At 33.1% G+C, this 18,664-nt stretch carries 20 protein-coding genes and 2 pseudogenes; 7 read left to right on the forward strand and 15 right to left on the reverse strand.

The features are described from left to right. Nucleotides 1–65 precede the first annotated feature (65 nt). Nucleotides 66–932, reverse strand: coding sequence for a PhzF family phenazine biosynthesis protein (locus BR72_RS21060; protein ID WP_035436598.1), 867 nt, complete (start codon nt 930–932; stop codon nt 66–68). Nucleotides 933–1,072: 140 nt separating this feature from the next. Here BR72_RS21060 and BR72_RS21065 point away from each other — a divergent pair, with 140 nt between their 5' ends. Then, entirely contained in the window at nt 1,073–1,792 is a 720-nt protein-coding gene (locus tag BR72_RS21065; RefSeq protein ID WP_035436600.1) for an alpha/beta fold hydrolase, read from the forward strand. 45 nt (nt 1,793–1,837) lie between these two features. Here BR72_RS21065 and BR72_RS21070 read toward each other — a convergent pair whose 3' ends face one another. From BR72_RS21070 to BR72_RS21085, 4 genes are read right to left on the reverse strand one after another with little or no spacing between them, the layout of a single operon-like run. Further along, a complete protein-coding gene (locus BR72_RS21070) occupies nt 1,838–2,335 on the reverse strand; it encodes an NUDIX hydrolase (RefSeq protein WP_035436602.1) in 498 nt (165 codons plus the stop codon). A gap of 18 nt (nt 2,336–2,353) precedes the next feature. Further along, entirely contained in the window at nt 2,354–3,100 is a 747-nt protein-coding gene (locus tag BR72_RS21075; RefSeq protein ID WP_035436604.1) for a Nif3-like dinuclear metal center hexameric protein, read from the reverse strand. 38 nt (nt 3,101–3,138) lie between these two features. Beyond that, entirely contained in the window at nt 3,139–3,777 is a 639-nt protein-coding gene (locus BR72_RS21080) for an ABC transporter ATP-binding protein (protein WP_035436607.1), read from the reverse strand. A 9-nt stretch (nt 3,778–3,786) separates the two neighbouring features. Next, nucleotides 3,787–5,991 carry a bacteriocin-associated integral membrane family protein gene (locus BR72_RS21085; protein WP_035436609.1) on the reverse strand — a complete coding sequence of 735 codons (2,205 nt, stop codon included), beginning with the start codon at nt 5,989–5,991 and terminating at the stop codon, nt 3,787–3,789. Nucleotides 5,992–6,355: 364 nt separating this feature from the next. Here BR72_RS21085 and BR72_RS21090 point away from each other — a divergent pair, with 364 nt between their 5' ends. The 3 genes from BR72_RS21090 to BR72_RS27510 all read left to right on the forward strand — a co-directional run bounded on the left by BR72_RS21090 (nt 6,356) and on the right by BR72_RS27510 (nt 8,960). Further along, nucleotides 6,356–7,399 (forward strand): ArsR/SmtB family transcription factor, encoded by a 1,044-nt coding sequence (locus BR72_RS21090; protein ID WP_035436611.1) that lies wholly within the window; start codon nt 6,356–6,358, stop codon nt 7,397–7,399. 4 nt (nt 7,400–7,403) lie between these two features. Beyond that, nucleotides 7,404–8,636 (forward strand): MFS transporter, encoded by a 1,233-nt coding sequence (locus BR72_RS21095; protein ID WP_035436621.1) that lies wholly within the window; start codon nt 7,404–7,406, stop codon nt 8,634–8,636. A gap of 222 nt (nt 8,637–8,858) precedes the next feature. Then, nucleotides 8,859–8,960 (forward strand): hypothetical protein, encoded by a 102-nt coding sequence (locus BR72_RS27510; protein WP_331280405.1) that lies wholly within the window; start codon nt 8,859–8,861, stop codon nt 8,958–8,960. On the opposite strand, the pseudogene BR72_RS25975 reads toward BR72_RS27510, so the two are convergent. From BR72_RS25975 to BR72_RS21115, 4 genes and pseudogenes are all read right to left on the reverse strand, one after another. After that, nucleotides 8,959–9,177, reverse strand: a pseudogene (locus BR72_RS25975) (asparagine synthetase B); the annotation flags it as partial. The gene BR72_RS27510 and the pseudogene BR72_RS25975 sit on opposite strands and share 2 nt — an antisense overlap. A 300-nt stretch (nt 9,178–9,477) precedes the next feature. Beyond that, on the reverse strand, nt 9,478–9,894 hold the full coding sequence (locus BR72_RS21105) for a S24/S26 family peptidase (protein ID WP_141771625.1): 417 nt from the start codon (nt 9,892–9,894) through the stop codon (nt 9,478–9,480). A 25-nt stretch (nt 9,895–9,919) separates the two neighbouring features. Then, on the reverse strand, nt 9,920–10,192 hold the full coding sequence (locus BR72_RS21110) for a PqqD family protein (protein WP_035436627.1): 273 nt from the start codon (nt 10,190–10,192) through the stop codon (nt 9,920–9,922). Next, nucleotides 10,189–10,983: a hypothetical protein gene (locus BR72_RS21115; RefSeq protein ID WP_035436633.1), complete on the reverse strand. Its 795-nt coding sequence runs from the start codon at nt 10,981–10,983 to the stop codon at nt 10,189–10,191. The genes BR72_RS21110 and BR72_RS21115 overlap by 4 nt, the downstream gene beginning before the upstream one ends. Nucleotides 10,984–11,471: 488 nt before the next feature. Here BR72_RS21115 and BR72_RS21120 point away from each other — a divergent pair, with 488 nt between their 5' ends. The 3 genes from BR72_RS21120 to BR72_RS21130 all read left to right on the forward strand — a co-directional run bounded on the left by BR72_RS21120 (nt 11,472) and on the right by BR72_RS21130 (nt 14,796). Further along, the gene (locus tag BR72_RS21120; protein ID WP_035436635.1) at nt 11,472–11,690 is read left to right on the forward strand and encodes a hypothetical protein; all 219 of its coding nucleotides are present in this window, start codon (nt 11,472–11,474) and stop codon (nt 11,688–11,690) included. A 132-nt stretch (nt 11,691–11,822) separates the two neighbouring features. Next, nucleotides 11,823–13,649, forward strand: coding sequence for an ABC transporter ATP-binding protein (locus tag BR72_RS21125; RefSeq protein ID WP_035436637.1), 1,827 nt, complete (start codon nt 11,823–11,825; stop codon nt 13,647–13,649). Between the two features lie 37 nt (nt 13,650–13,686). Then, nucleotides 13,687–14,796 (forward strand): nucleotidyltransferase domain-containing protein, encoded by a 1,110-nt coding sequence (locus BR72_RS21130; RefSeq protein ID WP_081904959.1) that lies wholly within the window; start codon nt 13,687–13,689, stop codon nt 14,794–14,796. Nucleotides 14,797–14,870: 74 nt separating this feature from the next. Here BR72_RS21130 and BR72_RS21135 read toward each other — a convergent pair whose 3' ends face one another. The 6 genes and pseudogenes from BR72_RS21135 to BR72_RS25980 form a co-directional block, all read right to left on the reverse strand. Next, the gene (locus BR72_RS21135) at nt 14,871–15,440 is read right to left on the reverse strand and encodes an MFS transporter (RefSeq protein WP_331280406.1); all 570 of its coding nucleotides are present in this window, start codon (nt 15,438–15,440) and stop codon (nt 14,871–14,873) included. A gap of 132 nt (nt 15,441–15,572) precedes the next feature. Then, nucleotides 15,573–16,133 carry a class I SAM-dependent methyltransferase gene (locus BR72_RS21140; protein ID WP_017151882.1) on the reverse strand — a complete coding sequence of 187 codons (561 nt, stop codon included), beginning with the start codon at nt 16,131–16,133 and terminating at the stop codon, nt 15,573–15,575. 141 nt (nt 16,134–16,274) lie between these two features. Further along, nucleotides 16,275–16,502, reverse strand: coding sequence for a hypothetical protein (locus BR72_RS26840; protein WP_035437059.1), 228 nt, complete (start codon nt 16,500–16,502; stop codon nt 16,275–16,277). Between the two features lie 60 nt (nt 16,503–16,562). Next, a pseudogene (locus tag BR72_RS26845) lies at nt 16,563–16,859 on the reverse strand (GNAT family N-acetyltransferase); the annotation flags it as partial. A gap of 163 nt (nt 16,860–17,022) precedes the next feature. Continuing rightward, entirely contained in the window at nt 17,023–18,246 is a 1,224-nt protein-coding gene (locus BR72_RS21160; protein ID WP_035436643.1) for an MFS transporter, read from the reverse strand. Between the two features lie 285 nt (nt 18,247–18,531). Then, the coding region (locus BR72_RS25980) for a zinc ribbon domain-containing protein (protein ID WP_197059962.1) at nt 18,532–18,664 on the reverse strand (133 nt) is incomplete at its 5' end.

Here is an 18,664-nt window from a genome sequence, read left to right on the forward strand (position 1 = left end):
TAATCTTAAAATATGGCTCTCGTTCTTCACATAAGTATGATTATTAATCATTAATATTTCTTAATTTATATAAATATATATTCCTCTTGAAAATTAGAAGCAAAGCCTCCTACTTGAACATCTGTAATATTACCAAGGTTAGTAGATACATTTACAGCAATTTCTGAAGGTTTATCCATTACATAGCCTTGTTCAAAGGTGAAGGTATTATATTTTTCAAATTTTTTATTATGTTTTATTAAATAACATGCTAGTGCTGCATTTGATGTACCTGTAGCACTTTCTTCTGGGATATCAAACAAAGGTGCAAAGTTTCTACAATGGGCTGTGGAATTATGCAGTGTTTCTAATGTAAATACATGATAACCCGTCACATTATATGTTTTACTTATTTCAGCAATCCTTTTCAGATTAGGGGTAATCTTTAACAGGTCTGACAGCCTTCTTACCGGTATAATGATGTCACGTAAACCTGTGGAAACAATTTGAATAGGCATATCAGGTATTAGGTTTTCTTTATCTAAATTTAAAGATTTTATAATTCCTTCACAGGGAAGTGTTTGAAGAAATTCCGGAAGATTTTGCTGTAAAGAGATCATTTTATTGCTATTCATCTGTACACTTAGTGTCCCTGCTTTCGTTTTTATGGTGTATATCTTTGAGTTTACTCCTCTAATCTGGGCTAATAAGGAGAAAGTAGCAATTGTGGCATGTCCGCATATAGCAACTTCTTCATTTGGTGTAAAATATTTAATTTCATAGTCTGTATTTACAGAAGGAAGTACAAAGGCAGTTTCAGAAAAATTTAATTTATTTGCAATAGCTTGCATAGCTTTTGTTGTTAAACCTTTTGTGTCTAAAACAACCCCAGCTGGATTCCCACCTTTTCCGTCTTTAGTAAAGGCATTTAACATATATGTTTGAATCTGCAATCCGTTATCTCCTTTTCTACTTGATTAGGCTAATCTCACTATGGTTAGAAGTCTTATGGCTTCATTTTTAAGATTTTGTCCCGGTTAAAATTCAGAAAATAAATTATAATATATATATTCTATACAACAGAGGTGGTTATATGCAATTGTACTTTGAAGAATATGGAAACGGAGACCCTATCATTTTTTTGCATCCAGGTCTAGAAACTGGACAGACAAGCTTTCAAAATCAAATTGAATATTTCAGTAGACATTTTCGGGTTATTGTTCCTGATTTACGAGGTCAAGGGAATTCATATACTGAAGACTTTACTGATTATTTAAATGTCGCTGCACTAGATGTACTAGAATTAGCTGAACATCTCCACTTACCAACATTCAATATTGTCGGTGTCTCCTCAGGTGCTCTAATTGCTGTTCAAATGTTACAACTTAACCAACAAAACATTTCTTCCTGTACTCTTGCAGGTATTATGTTAGAAAAACCAGCAGAATGGGAGAAATTAAACGAAGAGAACGCACAACGGTTACAATCATTAATAAAGGAACCAGATACGATACATTATTTTAATGAACTTCATATGAAAAATGATTGGAGAACACTCCTTGAAATTTCTTTTCATAGTGACTGGTATCCTTTTGAGCAAATTCAACAATTAAAAAAGATAGAAATACCCACTCTATTAATCGCAGGAGCAAACGCTGAGTTTGATACAAAAAATTTATTTTCACATTTTAACAATTCTCCTTTTATTGAAAAAGCTGTCGTTCCTAAAGCTGGCCATTTAGTTCATCACGATGCTCCTAATCTCTTTAATGTTATCGTTGAAGATTTTATACATAGGAGTGTTCATGAATAATAGAAAAAGCATGGTTATAAATACCATGCTTTTTCTATTATTCATCTATTTTCCTTTTAAATTAAGAGCACAATGGAATATTTCTTCATATAACGCATTCCATTTCGAATAATAATGGTTCACTTTGCTTGGCTCTATAAATATTCTATTCATTGATTCATATTTCCCTGCAAAATCATGTACTGTTGTAATATCCATACAATAGAATGGTTGATAGCCAATCTTAGGATATGGACTTTTCTCATTCCAAGACATATTCTCACTATGATCTACAATAATATAACCTAGGAAAGTACATATACCTTCCACATATCCTTCTTCCATAACCTCACGTTGAAAACAAGATTCTGGTGTTTCATCAAGTTCGATATGCCCACCCGGGAAGTCCCAACCTCGTTCATTTAAATTGACCAACAAAACTTCATTATTATAAAAACAAAATCCGTGAACGCTTGTAATGAGTTCACGGGGCGGAAGTTCGTTCACTTCCTTCCATGTTAACTTTACCGTTTCTAGGCCATAATTTGCATAAATCGTTGTCATGAATTCATCACCCTTTATCTATTCCATGTGCTCCTCATACAATCGAACAACCTCAAGCGAGTTATCACACTCCTGCAATCTTTTCACTAAACTTTCCACACCAAATATTTCGGTAAATGTATGACTACCTACGATAAGGTTAATCTTTTTAAACTGTGCATATTGAACTGTATATAACGTCTTCTCTCCCGTAATGTATGTATCACAGCCACTGTCTAGCGCCGCTTGAATATGATCAGTCGAATGGCCTGCGCCTGTTATAATACCAACTCGTTTTACATCTTTATCATTATTTTTCCATGCCTTCACTTTTTCACCGAGTTTATTCTCTACTCTTTCTACAAGCTTTGAAAATGGCAATGGATTTTTATATTCACCAACGCCCGGTAATTCTTCTTCATCATAAGAAGAATACGTTATCATTTCATCAATTTCGATTGTATGAAATAACGAAGTACACGTTCCGAATTCAACAAAGTCTAACGGTAAATGTACCCAAAAGTGATTGATGTTATATTCTTTCAGTTTAGTTTGACAAGCTTCTTCCATTCCGTATAAAAACTCCCATGCATCATGATGTGTAATCATCATATCGACATTTTCTTTCTTTGCTTCTTCAATCGTTTCAAGCGTTAAATTAGTAGCATAACCAATCTTATGAAAATGTTCATTGCTTACGTTTGTTATCCCAAACTGATCGTCGTATTTACGTAAATGTTCTCCAAATAGTTCTTCAATGTGCTGATTAAATTGTTGTATATGCATATTTTCCTCTCCCCTTAATAATCTCATTTCCGTAATAATTATAATTCTATGACTCTATCGCATACTTGTGCTACATATGGATCATGCGTGACAATAACAATTGTTTTCCCCTCTTTATTTAGGTTTTTTAAAATTTGTATAATTTCATTTCTATTGTTATCATCTAAAGAGCCTGTTGGTTCATCGGCCAATATTAACTCGCAAGGTTTTAGAAGTATCCTTGCTATGGCGACCCTTTGTTGTTCCCCTCCTGAAAGCTCGTGTATTTTTTGTTGTAGTGATACATTCAGTCCAACTTTTTCTAAGGCGGCTGTTTTCAGTTCTTTCTTTTCCTTCTTTGTTTTTTTCGCATAAATCAAGGGAATTTCTAAATTTTTATTTACAGTATCATTGTCGATAAGTGCGTAATTTTGAAAGAGATATGACATTCTTGTTCTCAAAAGTTTATTCGCTTTGCTAGAACCCATACTTGGACTTTCTTCACCAAATAATTTAATGACTCCACTATCAGAATATTCGAGCATTCCCATAATATTAAGAATCGTCGTTTTACCAGATCCGCTCTTTCCAGTAATCGCAATCATTTCCCCTTCACAAATTTTCAAATTAAACTTATCTAATATCGTACGATCTCCATAACTTTTACTAACATCTATCAGTTCACATATATATTGCATTCGTTTCTATTACCCTCCCTTTATCACCGTTTTTTTATTTCTTCGTTCCATAGTGATTAATGCGATAATTGAGGCAGTAAATTCAATTAAAACAAGCATTGCCACTACCATCAGTAATTTCATATCAAACTCTTTTTTTACGATGAAGCAAATTGATAGTTGTATAATCCAAGTTAATACAAATAACAATATGTACCACCTATACGTTCTAAAAAAACCTATGCCAAATAAGCGATACACCACTATTTTCTGCTGATTTTTATTGAAATATATAATCATATTTTGTGTGACCAAAAATAATATGCCAACAATTAGTCCACTAGTAACCGTCAATAGTATTTTCATTGTTTTTTGCAGATCGTATATATCTTTTAAAATATCTTGGTCAACTGTTACAAGATATTTTAAATTATCATCTAGCCCTAACCTTTTAAGCTCTGGTGCCAATGTCTTATATGTTAATCCTGCATCTCTGTCAATTAACTTAATCTTTAAAGGATCCTTCGCTCCTCCGCCTAATATAAGATCTCTTTCTCCAACAAAGCTATTCTTCTCTGTCATTACCTCAATAATTTCATCTCTAATTTTGTTATTGTCAGATTTATATACATCTGGATTGAAACTAAAGATTTCCTGATTATTCTTTACCCAAATCATTTCTATTTTTCGGTTGCGTAAATGATTTGGGACCTCTCTATGCATTCTTTTTTCTTCATATTCTATTGCTGGTTTTCTCCGTTCTTCAAAAAAGCGAAGAATTTCCTTTTCCCTGTTTCGGTATTTTTCAGGCACTAATAAAATCCAGTTTTTTGCATCTTCAGAAACTTGCACTTGCTTATCATTCATGTCATATAGGGGAAATTCACGAAGATAATTATTATTCACTGTAACTGACCGTATTCCTTTATAATCTTTATTTCTGGCCAATTCTATTTCTTCATAATCCTTGGAATCAATTAATACCGCTCCCATTTTATTTAAAATAGGATACAGATCACCATTTATACTTGACTCCATTTTATGCATCCCTTGTTGATCTTCATCATTCCCTACAGAAAGCGGATAAAAGACACCATAATCTTTGTTTTTCTCCCAGTTTTTTAAATTCTCTTCTTTTTCTTTCACCGTAATATACTGTTCTAAAATAGGTGCTCCTAATAAAATAAATATGATAGAGCAAGTTACTTTCAACAGCGTATTTAATACAAATATACCTTTTGTATCTTTTCTATTTTTAATAATTTGATTGACTTTAATTTTGGAAATATAAAAATATGAAACGAGAGATAATATTGTAATGATGAGATACGTTTTACATTGATCGAACACAATGGTGTATATAAACCCTGAGGTTACATTTTTTACGAAAGCAGCTGCAAGTATGGAAATACATAACGATAAAACAAACATACTAGCAATGGTTCTACCTATAACGATAAACCATAAACGTACATTCGATATGCCGTGCATTTTTATAATACCAATTCTTTTTGATTCATTAAAAACATAATAAATCAGAAAAAGTAAAAGAACGATAAACACGATATATTGAATATAGGATAAATAGCTCATGGGTGAACCGATAGCATCTCCGTGATTACTAAGATTACGTTTAAAATCATCAGCAATAATATACTGTTTCGGCTTAAAATGCTGATTTAGCTTTTTGGAAAAAAGCTTCAAAAAGGCATTGTATGATTCATCATCTACTACTTCTACGAAGTATCTCCCTGCCATTGGAAATTGTTCATAAGACGCTTGAAGTGGTCTCATTGTAATCTTATGATTATCCCCAAAATCTTTTATAACCCCTTTTTGGCTTGTATCCTTCGTATGTACTGTCGATAAAAAAGCATTACTTTCGAACGTGTCTTTTGGCGTTAACACATTCCCTCCACTTAACTGAAACTGCTTGAAATATGCCGTTTCAGTTGTTAGTAACACATACTTCAAAATTTCTGCTTGTTCATCTTTGTGATACGTAACATTTGTACGAAAAATATTTGTATGTGACTCCTTTGCGGCCTCAAGCAATATAGGATAAATTTCACTAGGGTTTGCAAAAACCAGCACATCTGGGATAACGAACTCTTTACCTATCTTCTGTTCTACCTTTTCCATTTTTTCGAATTCTTTATGATCAGTTTGTTGAAATGCAATAAACCCTGACAATATAGAAGCTACAATAAGAAAAAACACAACAACTTTTTTCATGACATCCTCCTCTGTCATATTTTAGTATATTTTTAGAAAAATGGAAACGTTAGGGCGGATATTGTCTAAATGTAAATTGATATTCAACATATAAGTCGTTGCTATGCAAAGTACAACATGATTGTTACTTGCATGTGGTAGGCCCAAATGCTCTCGCTCGCCTAAAAAGAAAGAGGATTTTTATATCGGGTTTTTAATTTGTATTTATATAGCTTTATTTTCAATCATTATTTTTCACTTCAAAATGAAATCTATTAATAGCTAGCAAATTAAAAATGTTTACTAAACTTGCACATAATTATTCGAAAATTATTGAAAATAAAATTCGAATAATATAGAATAAAATAAAAAAGGAGGATGAGCAATGAAAGTAATGAACTTAAATGCAACAAGAGAAACTTACTCTGTTCAAATTAAACATTCGATTTTATTCGAAATGGGATTAGGGATTGCGGCTTTTACGTATTACGATTTTCATCATACCTTCGAAAAGCCAATCGAGTATTGGAAGGACATCGATAAAAAATTACCTGCGGCCGTTCGCAAAGAACTACAGTATACACACAAACACAACACATGGTTTGCTTTACTGCAATTACTTCACTCCCGTATTTTTGATTCGCTTGAAAGTTTCTTTTATTTTCTTGATGAATTAACTGAAGAGGAATTACGCTGGCACTCTCTACCTTATATCGGATTGCAGCATGAAGATAACCGCCAGAAAGCATCCCAGCAAGACAATGCAGCTATTACCTCCCTTATAAAAGCTTGCCAACATCATAAGTTCTTTCCAGCATACATGAAACATATTTCATCCATAGATACTTCCTTACTAAAACAACATTTAAAAATCATCTCTGAAGGTTGGTATGAAACAGTAATACAACCTAATTACGCTGAGTTTACTAGCATGCTTGAGCGGGATGCCCAGCAAAAACGCGCGCTTCAATCAACGTATCATCCAGAAGAACTTGTTAAATTTATAACCGGTAGTCCATATCAACCTGAGCCTTCTATTCACCAAGTGATACTTATCCCGCAATATGTGTACCGGCCTTGGAATGTAGAAACAACTTTACCGGGGATAAAAGTGTTTTATTATCCGATTTCAGACGAAAATGTAAGTTTAATAGAAGATCCGTATTCCCCGCCTTCTACATTAGTTCATAGTTATAAAGCTCTTGGAGATGAAACGCGATTAAAAATTATCAAGTTGCTAACAGAAAGAGATCGCTCACTTCAAGAGCTAACCGAGCAACTCAAAATCCCTAAATCAACGCTTCATCATCATTTGTCATTACTTCGAGCAGCACGCATCATTAGTGGAAAAGGTTCTCGGTATTATATACAGCTTGATTACTTAACTGCTCTCCAAGAAAAATTACAGCGTTTTCTAGAAAAGAGGTGATGAAATGAACGAAAATCAACATGTATTTAAGAACCGCTCTTTTTTATGTTTATGGCTCGGAGAAACCATTTCTGAATTTGGAGGAGCGATAGGCGCTCTATGTAATTCATTATTATTGTACGAGCTGACCGGATCAAAATCGGCTATGGGAACTCTATGGTTAACGTATTTTATCCCGTCTTTAATTTTCCAACTGTTTATCGGGCCTTTCATTGACCGGATAAGTCGTAAATACATTATGCTGTGGTCTCAAATTTTAAGAGGAATGGTGTTTTTTATACCCGTTCTTCTTATGGTGTCGGGTCACATTGAGATATGGAGTTTGTTCGTTATTCAAATCGTACTCGGCATTTTGCAGCCTCTGTATGTTCCAGCTGCATCGGCTCTGCTTCCTACAATTGTCGAACATAATAAACTAACACAAGCAAATGCTTGGCTTGACGGTACAGTCCGAACAATGAGCTTCTTAGCTCCTACATTGGGAGGACTCATCATTGCTTACATAGGCACTTCATCTACTTACATATTGGTCGGAGTTTTATTTCTTATAAGTGCGAGTAGCCTTGCTTATCTTCATGAGCCTTCCGTTACACATAATAATAAAAAAACTACTTGGTTAAAACAAATCGTTTCAGGGTATCAATATTTTTTCAAACACCGTCCACTTATATGGCTTGGATTCTTTACTTCTTTAGTTCAATTTAGCGTTGGGGTCACAATGGTAATCAATGTACCTTATATAATAGAAGAATTAAACGGAACATCATTTTCGTATGGTATTTTCATGGGGAGTTTTCCTTTCGGATATGTAATTGGTTCTTTCCTAGTCAGTAAATGGAGAAATACATGGCCGCAAAGATATATTATGCTTTCCGGTCTATTTATGGGCGGGGTATCTTTCTTCTTACTTGGTTTTGTAACATCCTTCCCTCTTGCTGTGTTATGCGAAATTCTTGGAGGTATTTGTTTTCCCTTTTTCAATATTCACCAAACGAGTCTTCTTCAAAAAATCGTTCCTTCTCATCTGATGGGACAAATATTTTCTGTGCGGCTCTTCCTGATCCGTGCTACTATGCCTTTAGGTATTTTATTTGCAGGGCAAATTGTAGAAATATCAGGGATCCGTTTTTTGTATATCGCAATTGGTAGCCTTATTATTATTCCTGCTTTATTTGGGATGTTACTTCCCTTCTTTTCCTTTTTAAATGAGGAGAAAGATAGCGTTACAAACACTTAGTTTTCTTTTTATTATAAAAGTTAGTATAGTTTTATTAGGAGATAATTTTAAACACTGGGGGATTCTTGCCTATGAATAATTTAAGAATGAGTTTGCAAGAACAAGGAGTTCCATTTAAATTATTCATCATGAAAAACAAATACGTACCGCCCAAGAAGGTTCAGTTTATTTCGGAATTGAGATGCAACATTAGTGATCAAGTCAGAAAAAGATTTTTTTGCGGTGATTGTTTCTGGAGGTCGCGGACGTGTTAATTTAGAAGAATTATCGGGAGTTTTAGAATGCAATCACTTAAAAATGGCGACTCCACAAGAAGTTAAGTAGTAATCGCCAATTGTCTTTCGTAATCATAAAAAGGCAATTGTTCACCAATGGACTCTGGTGTAATCCATTGTGCGTGACAACCAAGGAAGACGTTACCTTTGTGCCATGTTTGAACATCATGAGCAGGATATTGTTACAAATCCTTTATTAATCTTGTACCATGCTCGATCGATATAGGCTCATAATTAAAATATACAATCCCTGTTATAGCACTCATTGTTCCCTCCCGTTATGCAACAAGTAAGCAAAAGCCTATTATATGGTTAAATTCCTGCATTGTGTTTCGTTATCCGCGTTCTCTTTAAAGAACGAAAGTTTATTCTTTAGTAAATTACCAATTAAATGTTATAAATTAATATTACTATCCATTTTTTATTATATAGCTATTTTTTGTTCTATAAAAAGAACTCCAACAAAATAAAATTTTCATTTCACCTTTACTATGTCAATATAGGGACAAAGTTTTTAAATATTTTTTCTCAAGTAGTAAGTCTATTATAGTGACTTACTACTTGCTTCATTTTCGTAATCTTGTCCGCAAATCAAGATATTTTTTACACCCCCTTGGCAAACTAGGGAAGGTTAAAACAATACCTCCCCATAATCGAGCTATGAAATCTTTAGAATTCAATTGAAATTTCTCTTTTTTAATATAAGCTAATTTCCCTATTAATTGAGATTTTTTCACTGGAGAATCAACAGAAAAGTTCGTATCTCCCTTACATACATAGTAAAGCACACCATTTTCAACAAAGTTATCAAAATATCTGTGCCCTATTAACTGTCCTTGATTCGATACAAATAGTACAACTTCACCTTTTCTTACTTCCTCACTCCCTAAAGGGATGAATCTACAAATATCTCCTTCCTGAATCAAAGGATACATACTGACTCCAACAGAAGGAAGATCAACCCATCCTTGTTTTTGAAGCAAATATTTTATCCCTGAAACTGGAAGGCTACGCTCTTCCATTTTTGATTAAACCTATCCCTTTTAATTCTTCTAGAAAAATCAAAACATCTGATCTTGCTGTATTTAAATCAACATCGTAGTTATCTGCAATATTACAAATGATGTCTTCAAGCTCTCTTTGCCCTCTTACTTCCTCTAAAATATAAGCGCCAATAGCGTTTACTTTTGTTACCGTAAAATTTTCTGTATCCATAATAATCCACTCATTATCAATTTCTACAATATTTATGTTTTTTGCACATTCACATTTTAGACTCATGATATCAACTCCCAAAAGCTATCATTTTTTTGAAAATACATATTGTAAACCGGAACTTTTTCTACTAATTGTTTACACATATCCAATAGTTTAGTAGTTTCTAAGGAATCGTGGTGCCAATAAAAAATTTTATCCATTATCCCTAACATAGCATCTGATTTTTTCACTGGTAAAGCCTTCACATCCAACGATTGAATCAAAAAGTAAATGGACGAAAGATGGCAAGATTGGTTGCCATAAGATGTCGTTAGTTCACTTCGAAATGGAGAATCAAACACTTTAATTTCATTCTCATCTATTTTCACAATAGTGGCTTCATCAGATAAAAGTGGTCTAGGGGCTGATAACTTAGCAACTGTCGATTTACCTGCACCCGATTGACCACTAAATAGATAAGCTTCTCCGTGATGATCCACACAAGAAGAATGAATTAGCAGTCCCCAACGATTATGGATGATAAAAGCGCTATATAGATTATGTAAAGCATGTTTTAAAGCTAGCTCATCATAAACCGAAATCGTTGCTTCATTATATGTACTGTTAACATCTATAAGATAATCAGCACGTCGGTATGTAATCTTATCTGAATCGGAACAGATTTCTACATTATAATCCACAAAAGGAATTCCATAATTATCTTTAATATGAATGGATAAATTTAGTGAGTTAATCTTTGCAACATGATTTCTTTCAACAATTTGAAAATGTATTTTTATCCAATTCATTAATTTTTTAGATGTAGAAGAGATTGAAACAGTATGTTCGCCTATTTGAACGAATATATTTTCCATAGCATGAACTCCTATATTTCAGATTGGTTTATACGTGTGAAAAAATTTTAGTTCCTTTAATAAAACCTCACGTACAATTCGTTAATATGAACAATTATCTCTATTATGTTCTATATAAAGAATTTATTTTTATTTTAAACACCGATATTCTGTTTGTAAATATATTTTTATAGGATTCAAAATTCCGTTTTAAGTCTAACACCAAAAATAAATTCTCTATTTTGTAGTAATGAAATACAAGTATAAAGGGAAATTTCCATCAGTAGTCGGTTATTCATCCTGTTGATAGTAAGTATGCCAAATTAGGACATGCAAGTAGCAGCTATCCCCACATATTTTCTTTGATTCCTTACAATCTTAAGGTGAGAGATAACTACTTATTAATTTGAGACAAACTAGGAAAATATTATTTTATGTATCTTTACTTTAAAGTGTCCGTTCTTTATAATGAACGACGAGCACTACACTTTATATTAGGAGGTAAAACGATGAATACAGAGAACCGAAATGAACAAAAATCCTATACCCGTCCTATGGTATTAAGCAGTCAGCCTATTCGCTTTGAAACTGCCCAAAGTTGGAACAAAGGGCATGGCAACTTAGATCACCCAGGACATGGAAATGGCGGAATACATTATCCAAACCCTCCATACACAGGTCCACATAAAGGGAATGGCGGCGGCCATGGTGGTGGAAAACGCAAGTAAATAATAAGTACATGTCTGCCAGAGTGTTCATTGTTATCTTTATAATTGAATTTCTCTGGCACAATCACTATCAGCTTTCATATATATGCTAGAAAATACATTATTATAAAAAATATAGAATTAGGGGTTCATATGATTGGACGAAAAAACCAGGCAATACTAGATACAATGAAACAGTACTTTACAATGGGAGACATGAAAAAAACCTTTTCCTTATTAAGACCTTATATTATGAAGCATCGCACGGCGTATATGGCTCTCCTTTTCTTACTTTTTATTGATATCTTCCTTACTTTAGCGTTCGCTTGGCTCTTTGGAAACATTTTGGACGCAGCAATAAAAAGCGACTTTCAGCGTATTAAGTGGCTAGTTCCGATAGCGTGTATCCTAACATTCATAAGTATTACATCAGGTTTTTTTGATACTTACTTCGAATCTGTTGCAACAAACGGTGTGAAAAGAGATTTAAAAAAACAGTTATTTAAACATGTATTACTTCTCCCTTCCAAAGATATTTCTAACCTCCGTTCAGGAGAATTATTATCTCACTTTACCAATGATATTCATAATATTAATGGAGTAATAGGAAGAAGTCTTATTGACCTGATTAGACTTCCCCTTATCTATGTTACTGTTTTCATTTATTTAATTTACCTTAACTGGAAATTATCTTTACTCAGTGTATTAGTCGCACCTATTGCTGCAATATCAGGACTTGTTTTCGGTCTATTACTTCGGCGAAACAGCCGATTGATACATAGTCTATTAGGTAATATAAATAACCTGCTTAACGAAACTTTTCTTGGTTTCTCTGTGATTCGTTCATTTACAATGGAAACATTTCTATATAAAAAATTCACCAAGAAAAATCAACAGCTATATTCTCTAGAATTAGAAAACACAAAACTAGGTGGATGGTTTAATGCAGGTGGCCAAGCTGTTAGCTCCTTCACATTTCTAATTAGTCTCTGTTTAGGGGCATATTTTGTTTCAGATGGGGTCATGTCAGTAGGTTCCTTATTAACCTTCATCAATCTAGTAGATCATTTAGTATATCCGTTAACAGGACTAGCAAGTCAATGGGCAGGGTTTCAAAGATCGATTACAGCTGTAGAAAGACTCCTAAAGATTTTGGAATTACCAACTGAATCTACAACTGTAGCAACCTATTCCCCAGCTAAACCGGTGGTAAAATCAATCGAGTTCCAAAACATCACGTTTAGCTACAATGAAAAACAAAAAGTATTGAATCATTTTAATTTACAAATTCACGCAGGAAAAGTAACTGCAATTGTTGGTTTAAGCGGTGCAGGGAAAACAACTTTATTTAATTTACTGCAAGGTTTTTATAAACCGCAATCTGGCTGCATTTTGATTGATGATATGGCAATTGAAAGCCTCTCCCCTTCTGAACTAAGAAGTTCGATTGCTCATGTTCCTCAGGAAACCTTCCTTTTCGGAGGAACAATAAGGGAAAACCTTCTATTAGCACGCCCAGGTACTTCTATTACTGAGGAGGAAATGATTGATGCTGCAAAGGCTGCTAATATCAATGAGTTTATTCTATCTTTGCCGAATGGATATGACACAGAAATTGGTGAAAGAGGTATAAAACTGTCTGGGGGACAAAAACAGCGAATTGCCATAGCAAGAGCCCTATTAAAAGATGCACCTATTCTCTTGTTAGATGAGGCGACATCAGCACTAGACAGCCAAACTGAACAACAAGTACAAACTGCTTTAGATCGATTAATGGTGAATCGAACAACGCTTGTCATCGCACACCGATTATCAACGATTCAAAATGCAGATTGCATTATCGTGATGGATGAGGGAAAAATTATACAAACAGGATGCCATGAGGAGCTCGTAGAAAAAGACGGATTGTATCGTAACTTATATTACATGCAAATTTCTCAACAATCAAAAGAAAACAATACGATAACTATACATGCTTAAATTAATATTGATTTAATGCAGAAAGGTGCTGAAACCCTTGATTGTTCATTTGATACAAACATTATATGATCCACAAATTCCTGTACCAACTGACAACGAATTTTATAAACAAGCGATGGAGGATATTGAGTTTTTTGAAATTCACTCCCAAATTTATTATTTATTAAAACAAAAAGGGATGCTTGATCAAACACCCCTTTTTTTTCAAGAACAGTTGACCCAAAAATACAACGAAACATTATACCTAAATTTATTTATTAAAAACCAAACAGAACAAGTTCTAAACAAATTTGAGGAAATTGAAATTGATGTTATCCCACTTAAAGGTGTAGTCTTTGCTGAAAAATATTTTGGTCACATAGGCGCTAGATCTACATCAGATATTGATTTGTTAATCAAAGCACCCGATCTAAACAAAGCGATTGATTGTATAAAATCACTAGGATTTACAGTTGAAGAAGAATATATCCCTTCTCATTTCCATTGTAGCTTTAGTAAGGCATTACCTGGATCTTCAATTCCGCTAACGGTTGAGATTCATTGGGATTTATTAAAAGAAAACACATCTAATCTTCAAATAGAAGAATTTTGGAATCAAGCAACATCTCTAAAACCTTATAATCATATAAAAGAACTATCTGATTATCATACCTTTTACATGATTTGCCTTCATGGTTGGAAGCATAATTTGAATTCTTTAAAGTATTTTATAGATATAATTCAAATGATATACATATTGCATGACAAACTTGATTATGCTGTTTTATTTAAAGAAGCAGCTTCTCACAAAACTTTAAAAAGACTCATTAGAACTTTAGCGATTGTCTATACTCTGTTTCCACAATTGGAAAATATAAAACAGCTCCCACTCAAAAGAAAAGGAAATCTATGGTGGGAATACAACACAATCAGAGACAGAGAATTTCAATCATTTAAGCAATACATAAATTTTGCTTACTTTAGCTTTTTAGATTTTGATACAATTAAACATCGTCTAATAGCAATATACAATTGGATTCTGCCATCCAAAATAGAACTCTATTTCGAATTGGGATCAAATAATAAGGAGAGGCACCTTTTCTTTGAATATGTAAGGTTATATATAAAGAGAGGGAATAACTTTTTACAAAATATACTACACCGTTAGGGATACCGTCTCATGCTCATTAAAGTATATTTCTACAAAAACGTTATTCTTTTTGTAGAAATATACACTTTTATTTAGTGAGTAAGATTTGAACTTTCTTTAAAATAATTGGTTTTTGAAGGTATTAAGATTGTTACAAAAAGAATTGCAGCAAATAAAGTACCAACAATAGAAAAGATAAGACAAATTAGCTGTAACGAGAACCACTTTGCCAAAAAACCTAGAAGAAGAGTAAAAGTTATTTGGATTATACCTTCGACCATACTAGCTAGACTGCCGAATCTACCCATGATTTTTACTGGAACATTATTTTGAAAAAAAGTTGTATACCCTGTATTTGCAAATGCCATAAAGAAACCCAAGAAAGCAAATGAGAAAGTTGCAGTGATAAAATTAATTGATGAATAAAAGAAGATATACCCTATAGATGTTAGGAACATTCCACCACCGATATATAACTTTAGGTTAGTTTTTTTAGAACAAACTGCTGCAACAAACGCTCCTACTAATGCACCTATTCCCGTTATACTTACTATTAGTCCATAATCTCTATCAGTTAGTTTTAAAATTTGTTTAATATATGTGACTTCCTGTGTATCTAATGCAAATCCAATTAATACAACAATTTTGCGTTTTCTAAAAATTCAATCTCTTGTTTATGAAAACAAAAAAAGAAAAATAATCATGCCATTGATTAATTAAATGTAGTCTTTTTATTTTCTCCCCTCTTACTCTTAATAGACTACAGAAACTAACGCATGCGTTAGTTCTATAAGTTACCGTTTAATCGCATCAACAATTAGCGATGGAAAACCAAGTTTATCTCCTTGATTTCTAGAATCATACCTTTTTGAACGGAAAATAACACCATCGTTCGCATCCCATTCGTTGTAATAAAATTGCCCATTTTCATCACAATATTCAAGTAAAACTACTTCAAATCCAGCAGTTTCAAACATTTTCGTTAATGTTTTATAATTATGAACTATTTTATGGCTTGCAGCTGGATGGTCTTTAGGCCCTGGTCCGCCTACTTTAACTATATTTTGGTAGGTTTCATCTGGGAAAAATGCATCAGGGACGCCACAACGAATATGACCTGATGGTTTTAAAAATTCATAGCAAATTTTAGCTGCTTTTACACCTTCTTCAAAAGTAAGATGTTCCCATACATGCTCAGCTAAAATAGCCGAAATGGAATTATATTCAAATCTTTCTTCCCATGTAGTTTCAACTAATAAGTTAAGTTCATCTTCTTGAGTTTGAATCCAACCTGGATTATTGTTAAATGCTCCAGCTCCAACTACTACTTTAATTTCGTTTTGTTTTATTACCATCACTTTCACCTCGTAAGAACTTTAATTCATTAGCAACTTTAAATGATGAGTTTGCCATCATTTTAATGACTGAAGAACTGATTAAAAAGTTCAGGTTATTTGAAACTATACAGTCGAAAGGTCCTTGTTTTAGATCTACACTTATGAACAACACCATATCGCTTTATCAAAGGCATCCTCTGGAATATACACTTTATTATCTTTAATTTCATATGGAATGTGATTTGTTTCAAGAATATCTGTATTTACAGAATGTACATTATCGCCCCCCCATTGTACAAATTTACCACTGTAGCCTTTTGGATACAAAAACACTACTAAAAGAACAGAAAAACATAAACCTAAAAATATTATTCGTTTCTTCCCCAAAAATTCCCTCTCCCTATTCATATACCATAACCAATATCTTTCGCCAGGTTCTCTTTCTTCAACAACTTTCTTCCAACCCTTATTTTCATGGAATTTCATTGCTTTTTTATTTTCAGATACGCACTTCAGTCTTAATAGTTTATTCATTTTTTCGATGGAAGCACTAAGCAACTTTCTACCAACACCCTTACCTAAAAAATCAGGGTAAACAAATAAATTATGTATAAAGTTTTCTAGTAAATATAAAGAAGCAAATCCAAGAATATGATTATTTGCTACTAATGCTTTATTTCCAGTTTCTATTGCTTCTTGTACCACTTGTTGTTTAAATTCTATAGAATGTTTTCTTCTTTGCATAATAAATGCCCCCTTATTTGGCTACTTCAAGTATAAAACCACTCTTAGTAGATGTCCAAGTTCATTAGGGGGCTAAAGAGATACAATAGCCCACTGATAAAAGTATGATCTTATTTACTTCGCGGTTTGCAGCAAGAACCCTGTCACTAGGTCCATTCGTTAATTAAACATCAGAATAATTATTTCTATTCTCGATTGTATAGCTTTTAGGGTTAACCTTAAAATCAATTATAATAGAAGAAACTAGGGTAAGAGTACATATACCTAACAAAACCATTAAACTTCTATATCCTATTTGATCTAGTAAAAATCCAATTAACACCAAGCATAGTTGCATAATGGTCCGATCTAACATTGTTTTAAATGAAAAAAATCTTCCATGAATACTTGAAGGAACTTTTTGTTGTGCATATGTGTATAAAAGAGGATTAAACATGCCATATGCCAAACCAAATATACTAAAAGAAAAAATGGTTAGATAAAAGTTTGTCAATGATAATAAAATTTGAGCTATACCCATCAAACAGCAAGCAAATAAAAGGATACGCACTTGTTTTTGATATCGTTTTATTACTTTTTTGATAAATAATCCTGCAATTAATATACTTGCTCCTTCCATAAAATAGAGTATACCCATGATTGAACCCGGTTGTCCCTTTCCAATCTCAATAACAAATAAATTAAAGCCTGAAATAAAGATTAGAGGGATAATGGATAACGTAAGAACTACTTTAATAGAATGATTCTTTATAATAACAGGGAAAATATCCTTAAAATTAGTCTTAAGTTTTTTAGGATTCACTCGTACATCGTTTGGAATAACTAATAAAAAATTGATAAAGTATAAGGTTACATAAGCAATAAGAGCAATAATAAATAATGTATATAGAGGAGCGACTGTTAATAAAAGACCAGCTAATACAGCTCCAAAAATTCTTGATAAAGTAATAATATTTATATTGATAGCATTAACCGTAATTAAGTCATCTTCTTTAACTAAAGTTGGCAATATTGTTTGTATAGTGGGATTAAAAAAAGAAGCCGAGCAGCCAATTCCTATACTATAAATAACCATCCAATAAATTGATCCCGTATATATGGCAACTAACATTGATAAAACAGATGCAATTCTCATCAATCCGACTAATTGTAATACTTTTAATTTAGAAGTAGAATCTATATAACGTCCTGCATAAGGGCCTATTATAACCCCAAGGACACCACCAATAACAAGAAAAAAAGCCTGAAGAACATGAGATTTTATATGTATTTGTAAAAATTGCAAATTACCAATTGTACCGAACCATATCCCTAATTGAAAGACTAGTTGACTTCCTAATACAATACATAAATTTTTATTATGTATGATGCCTTTAAAGGATTTCATCTCAAATCCTCTCCTCTAAATCTAAAATCTCTCCCATGTTTTTTAGCTTCATCACTAATATGTCCTATTCCAGAAAGCCCACAAACAATTTCTTTTTCTTTATCTATACATAACCGTTCTTCTACAGTGAATAACCCCTCCTTATCCACCTTACGGACTGATTGAAGAAGGGGCTTCCTGTTTCATAGACCGTTGCGTAGTGGGGTGTCCCACTGCGTCTTACACAGTCTCCACAGGCGTAGATTATACTGTTCGGACATAACCTTGCCCTACAGTTTATAGGTTTTAATTTGTAGCAAGCAATTCTTCTAATCCTTTTTGTAAGATGTTCCGGCTCGCGTTATAGTCTCTATCCAATACCGTTCCACATTTTGTACAAATGTGAGTACGAATAGAGAGAGACTTCTTCACACGATTC

This window comes from Bacillus sp. UNC322MFChir4.1, assembly GCF_000746135.1.
In the GTDB taxonomy this organism is placed as follows: domain Bacteria; phylum Bacillota; class Bacilli; order Bacillales; family Bacillaceae_G; genus Bacillus_A.

Excerpts from the sequence above, each read along its gene's own strand:
- BR72_RS21065 (WP_035436600.1), top strand. The coding sequence starts at position 1,073 with ATGCAATTGTACTTTGAAGAATATGGAAACGGAGACCCTATCATTTTT.
- BR72_RS21070 (WP_035436602.1), bottom strand. The coding sequence starts at position 2,335 with ATGACAACGATTTATGCAAATTATGGCCTAGAAACGGTAAAGTTAACA.
- BR72_RS21075 (WP_035436604.1), bottom strand. The coding sequence starts at position 3,100 with ATGCATATACAACAATTTAATCAGCACATTGAAGAACTATTTGGAGAA.
- BR72_RS21080 (WP_035436607.1), bottom strand. The coding sequence starts at position 3,777 with ATGCAATATATATGTGAACTGATAGATGTTAGTAAAAGTTATGGAGAT.
- BR72_RS21085 (WP_035436609.1), bottom strand. The coding sequence starts at position 5,991 with ATGAAAAAAGTTGTTGTGTTTTTTCTTATTGTAGCTTCTATATTGTCA.
- BR72_RS21090 (WP_035436611.1), top strand. The coding sequence starts at position 6,356 with ATGAAAGTAATGAACTTAAATGCAACAAGAGAAACTTACTCTGTTCAA.
- BR72_RS21095 (WP_035436621.1), top strand. The coding sequence starts at position 7,404 with ATGAACGAAAATCAACATGTATTTAAGAACCGCTCTTTTTTATGTTTA.
- BR72_RS21110 (WP_035436627.1), bottom strand. The coding sequence starts at position 10,192 with ATGAGTCTAAAATGTGAATGTGCAAAAAACATAAATATTGTAGAAATT.
- BR72_RS21115 (WP_035436633.1), bottom strand. The coding sequence starts at position 10,983 with ATGGAAAATATATTCGTTCAAATAGGCGAACATACTGTTTCAATCTCT.
- BR72_RS21120 (WP_035436635.1), top strand. The coding sequence starts at position 11,472 with ATGAATACAGAGAACCGAAATGAACAAAAATCCTATACCCGTCCTATG.
- BR72_RS21125 (WP_035436637.1), top strand. The coding sequence starts at position 11,823 with ATGATTGGACGAAAAAACCAGGCAATACTAGATACAATGAAACAGTAC.
- BR72_RS21140 (WP_017151882.1), bottom strand. The coding sequence starts at position 16,133 with ATGGTAATAAAACAAAACGAAATTAAAGTAGTAGTTGGAGCTGGAGCA.
- BR72_RS21160 (WP_035436643.1), bottom strand. The coding sequence starts at position 18,246 with ATGAAATCCTTTAAAGGCATCATACATAATAAAAATTTATGTATTGTA.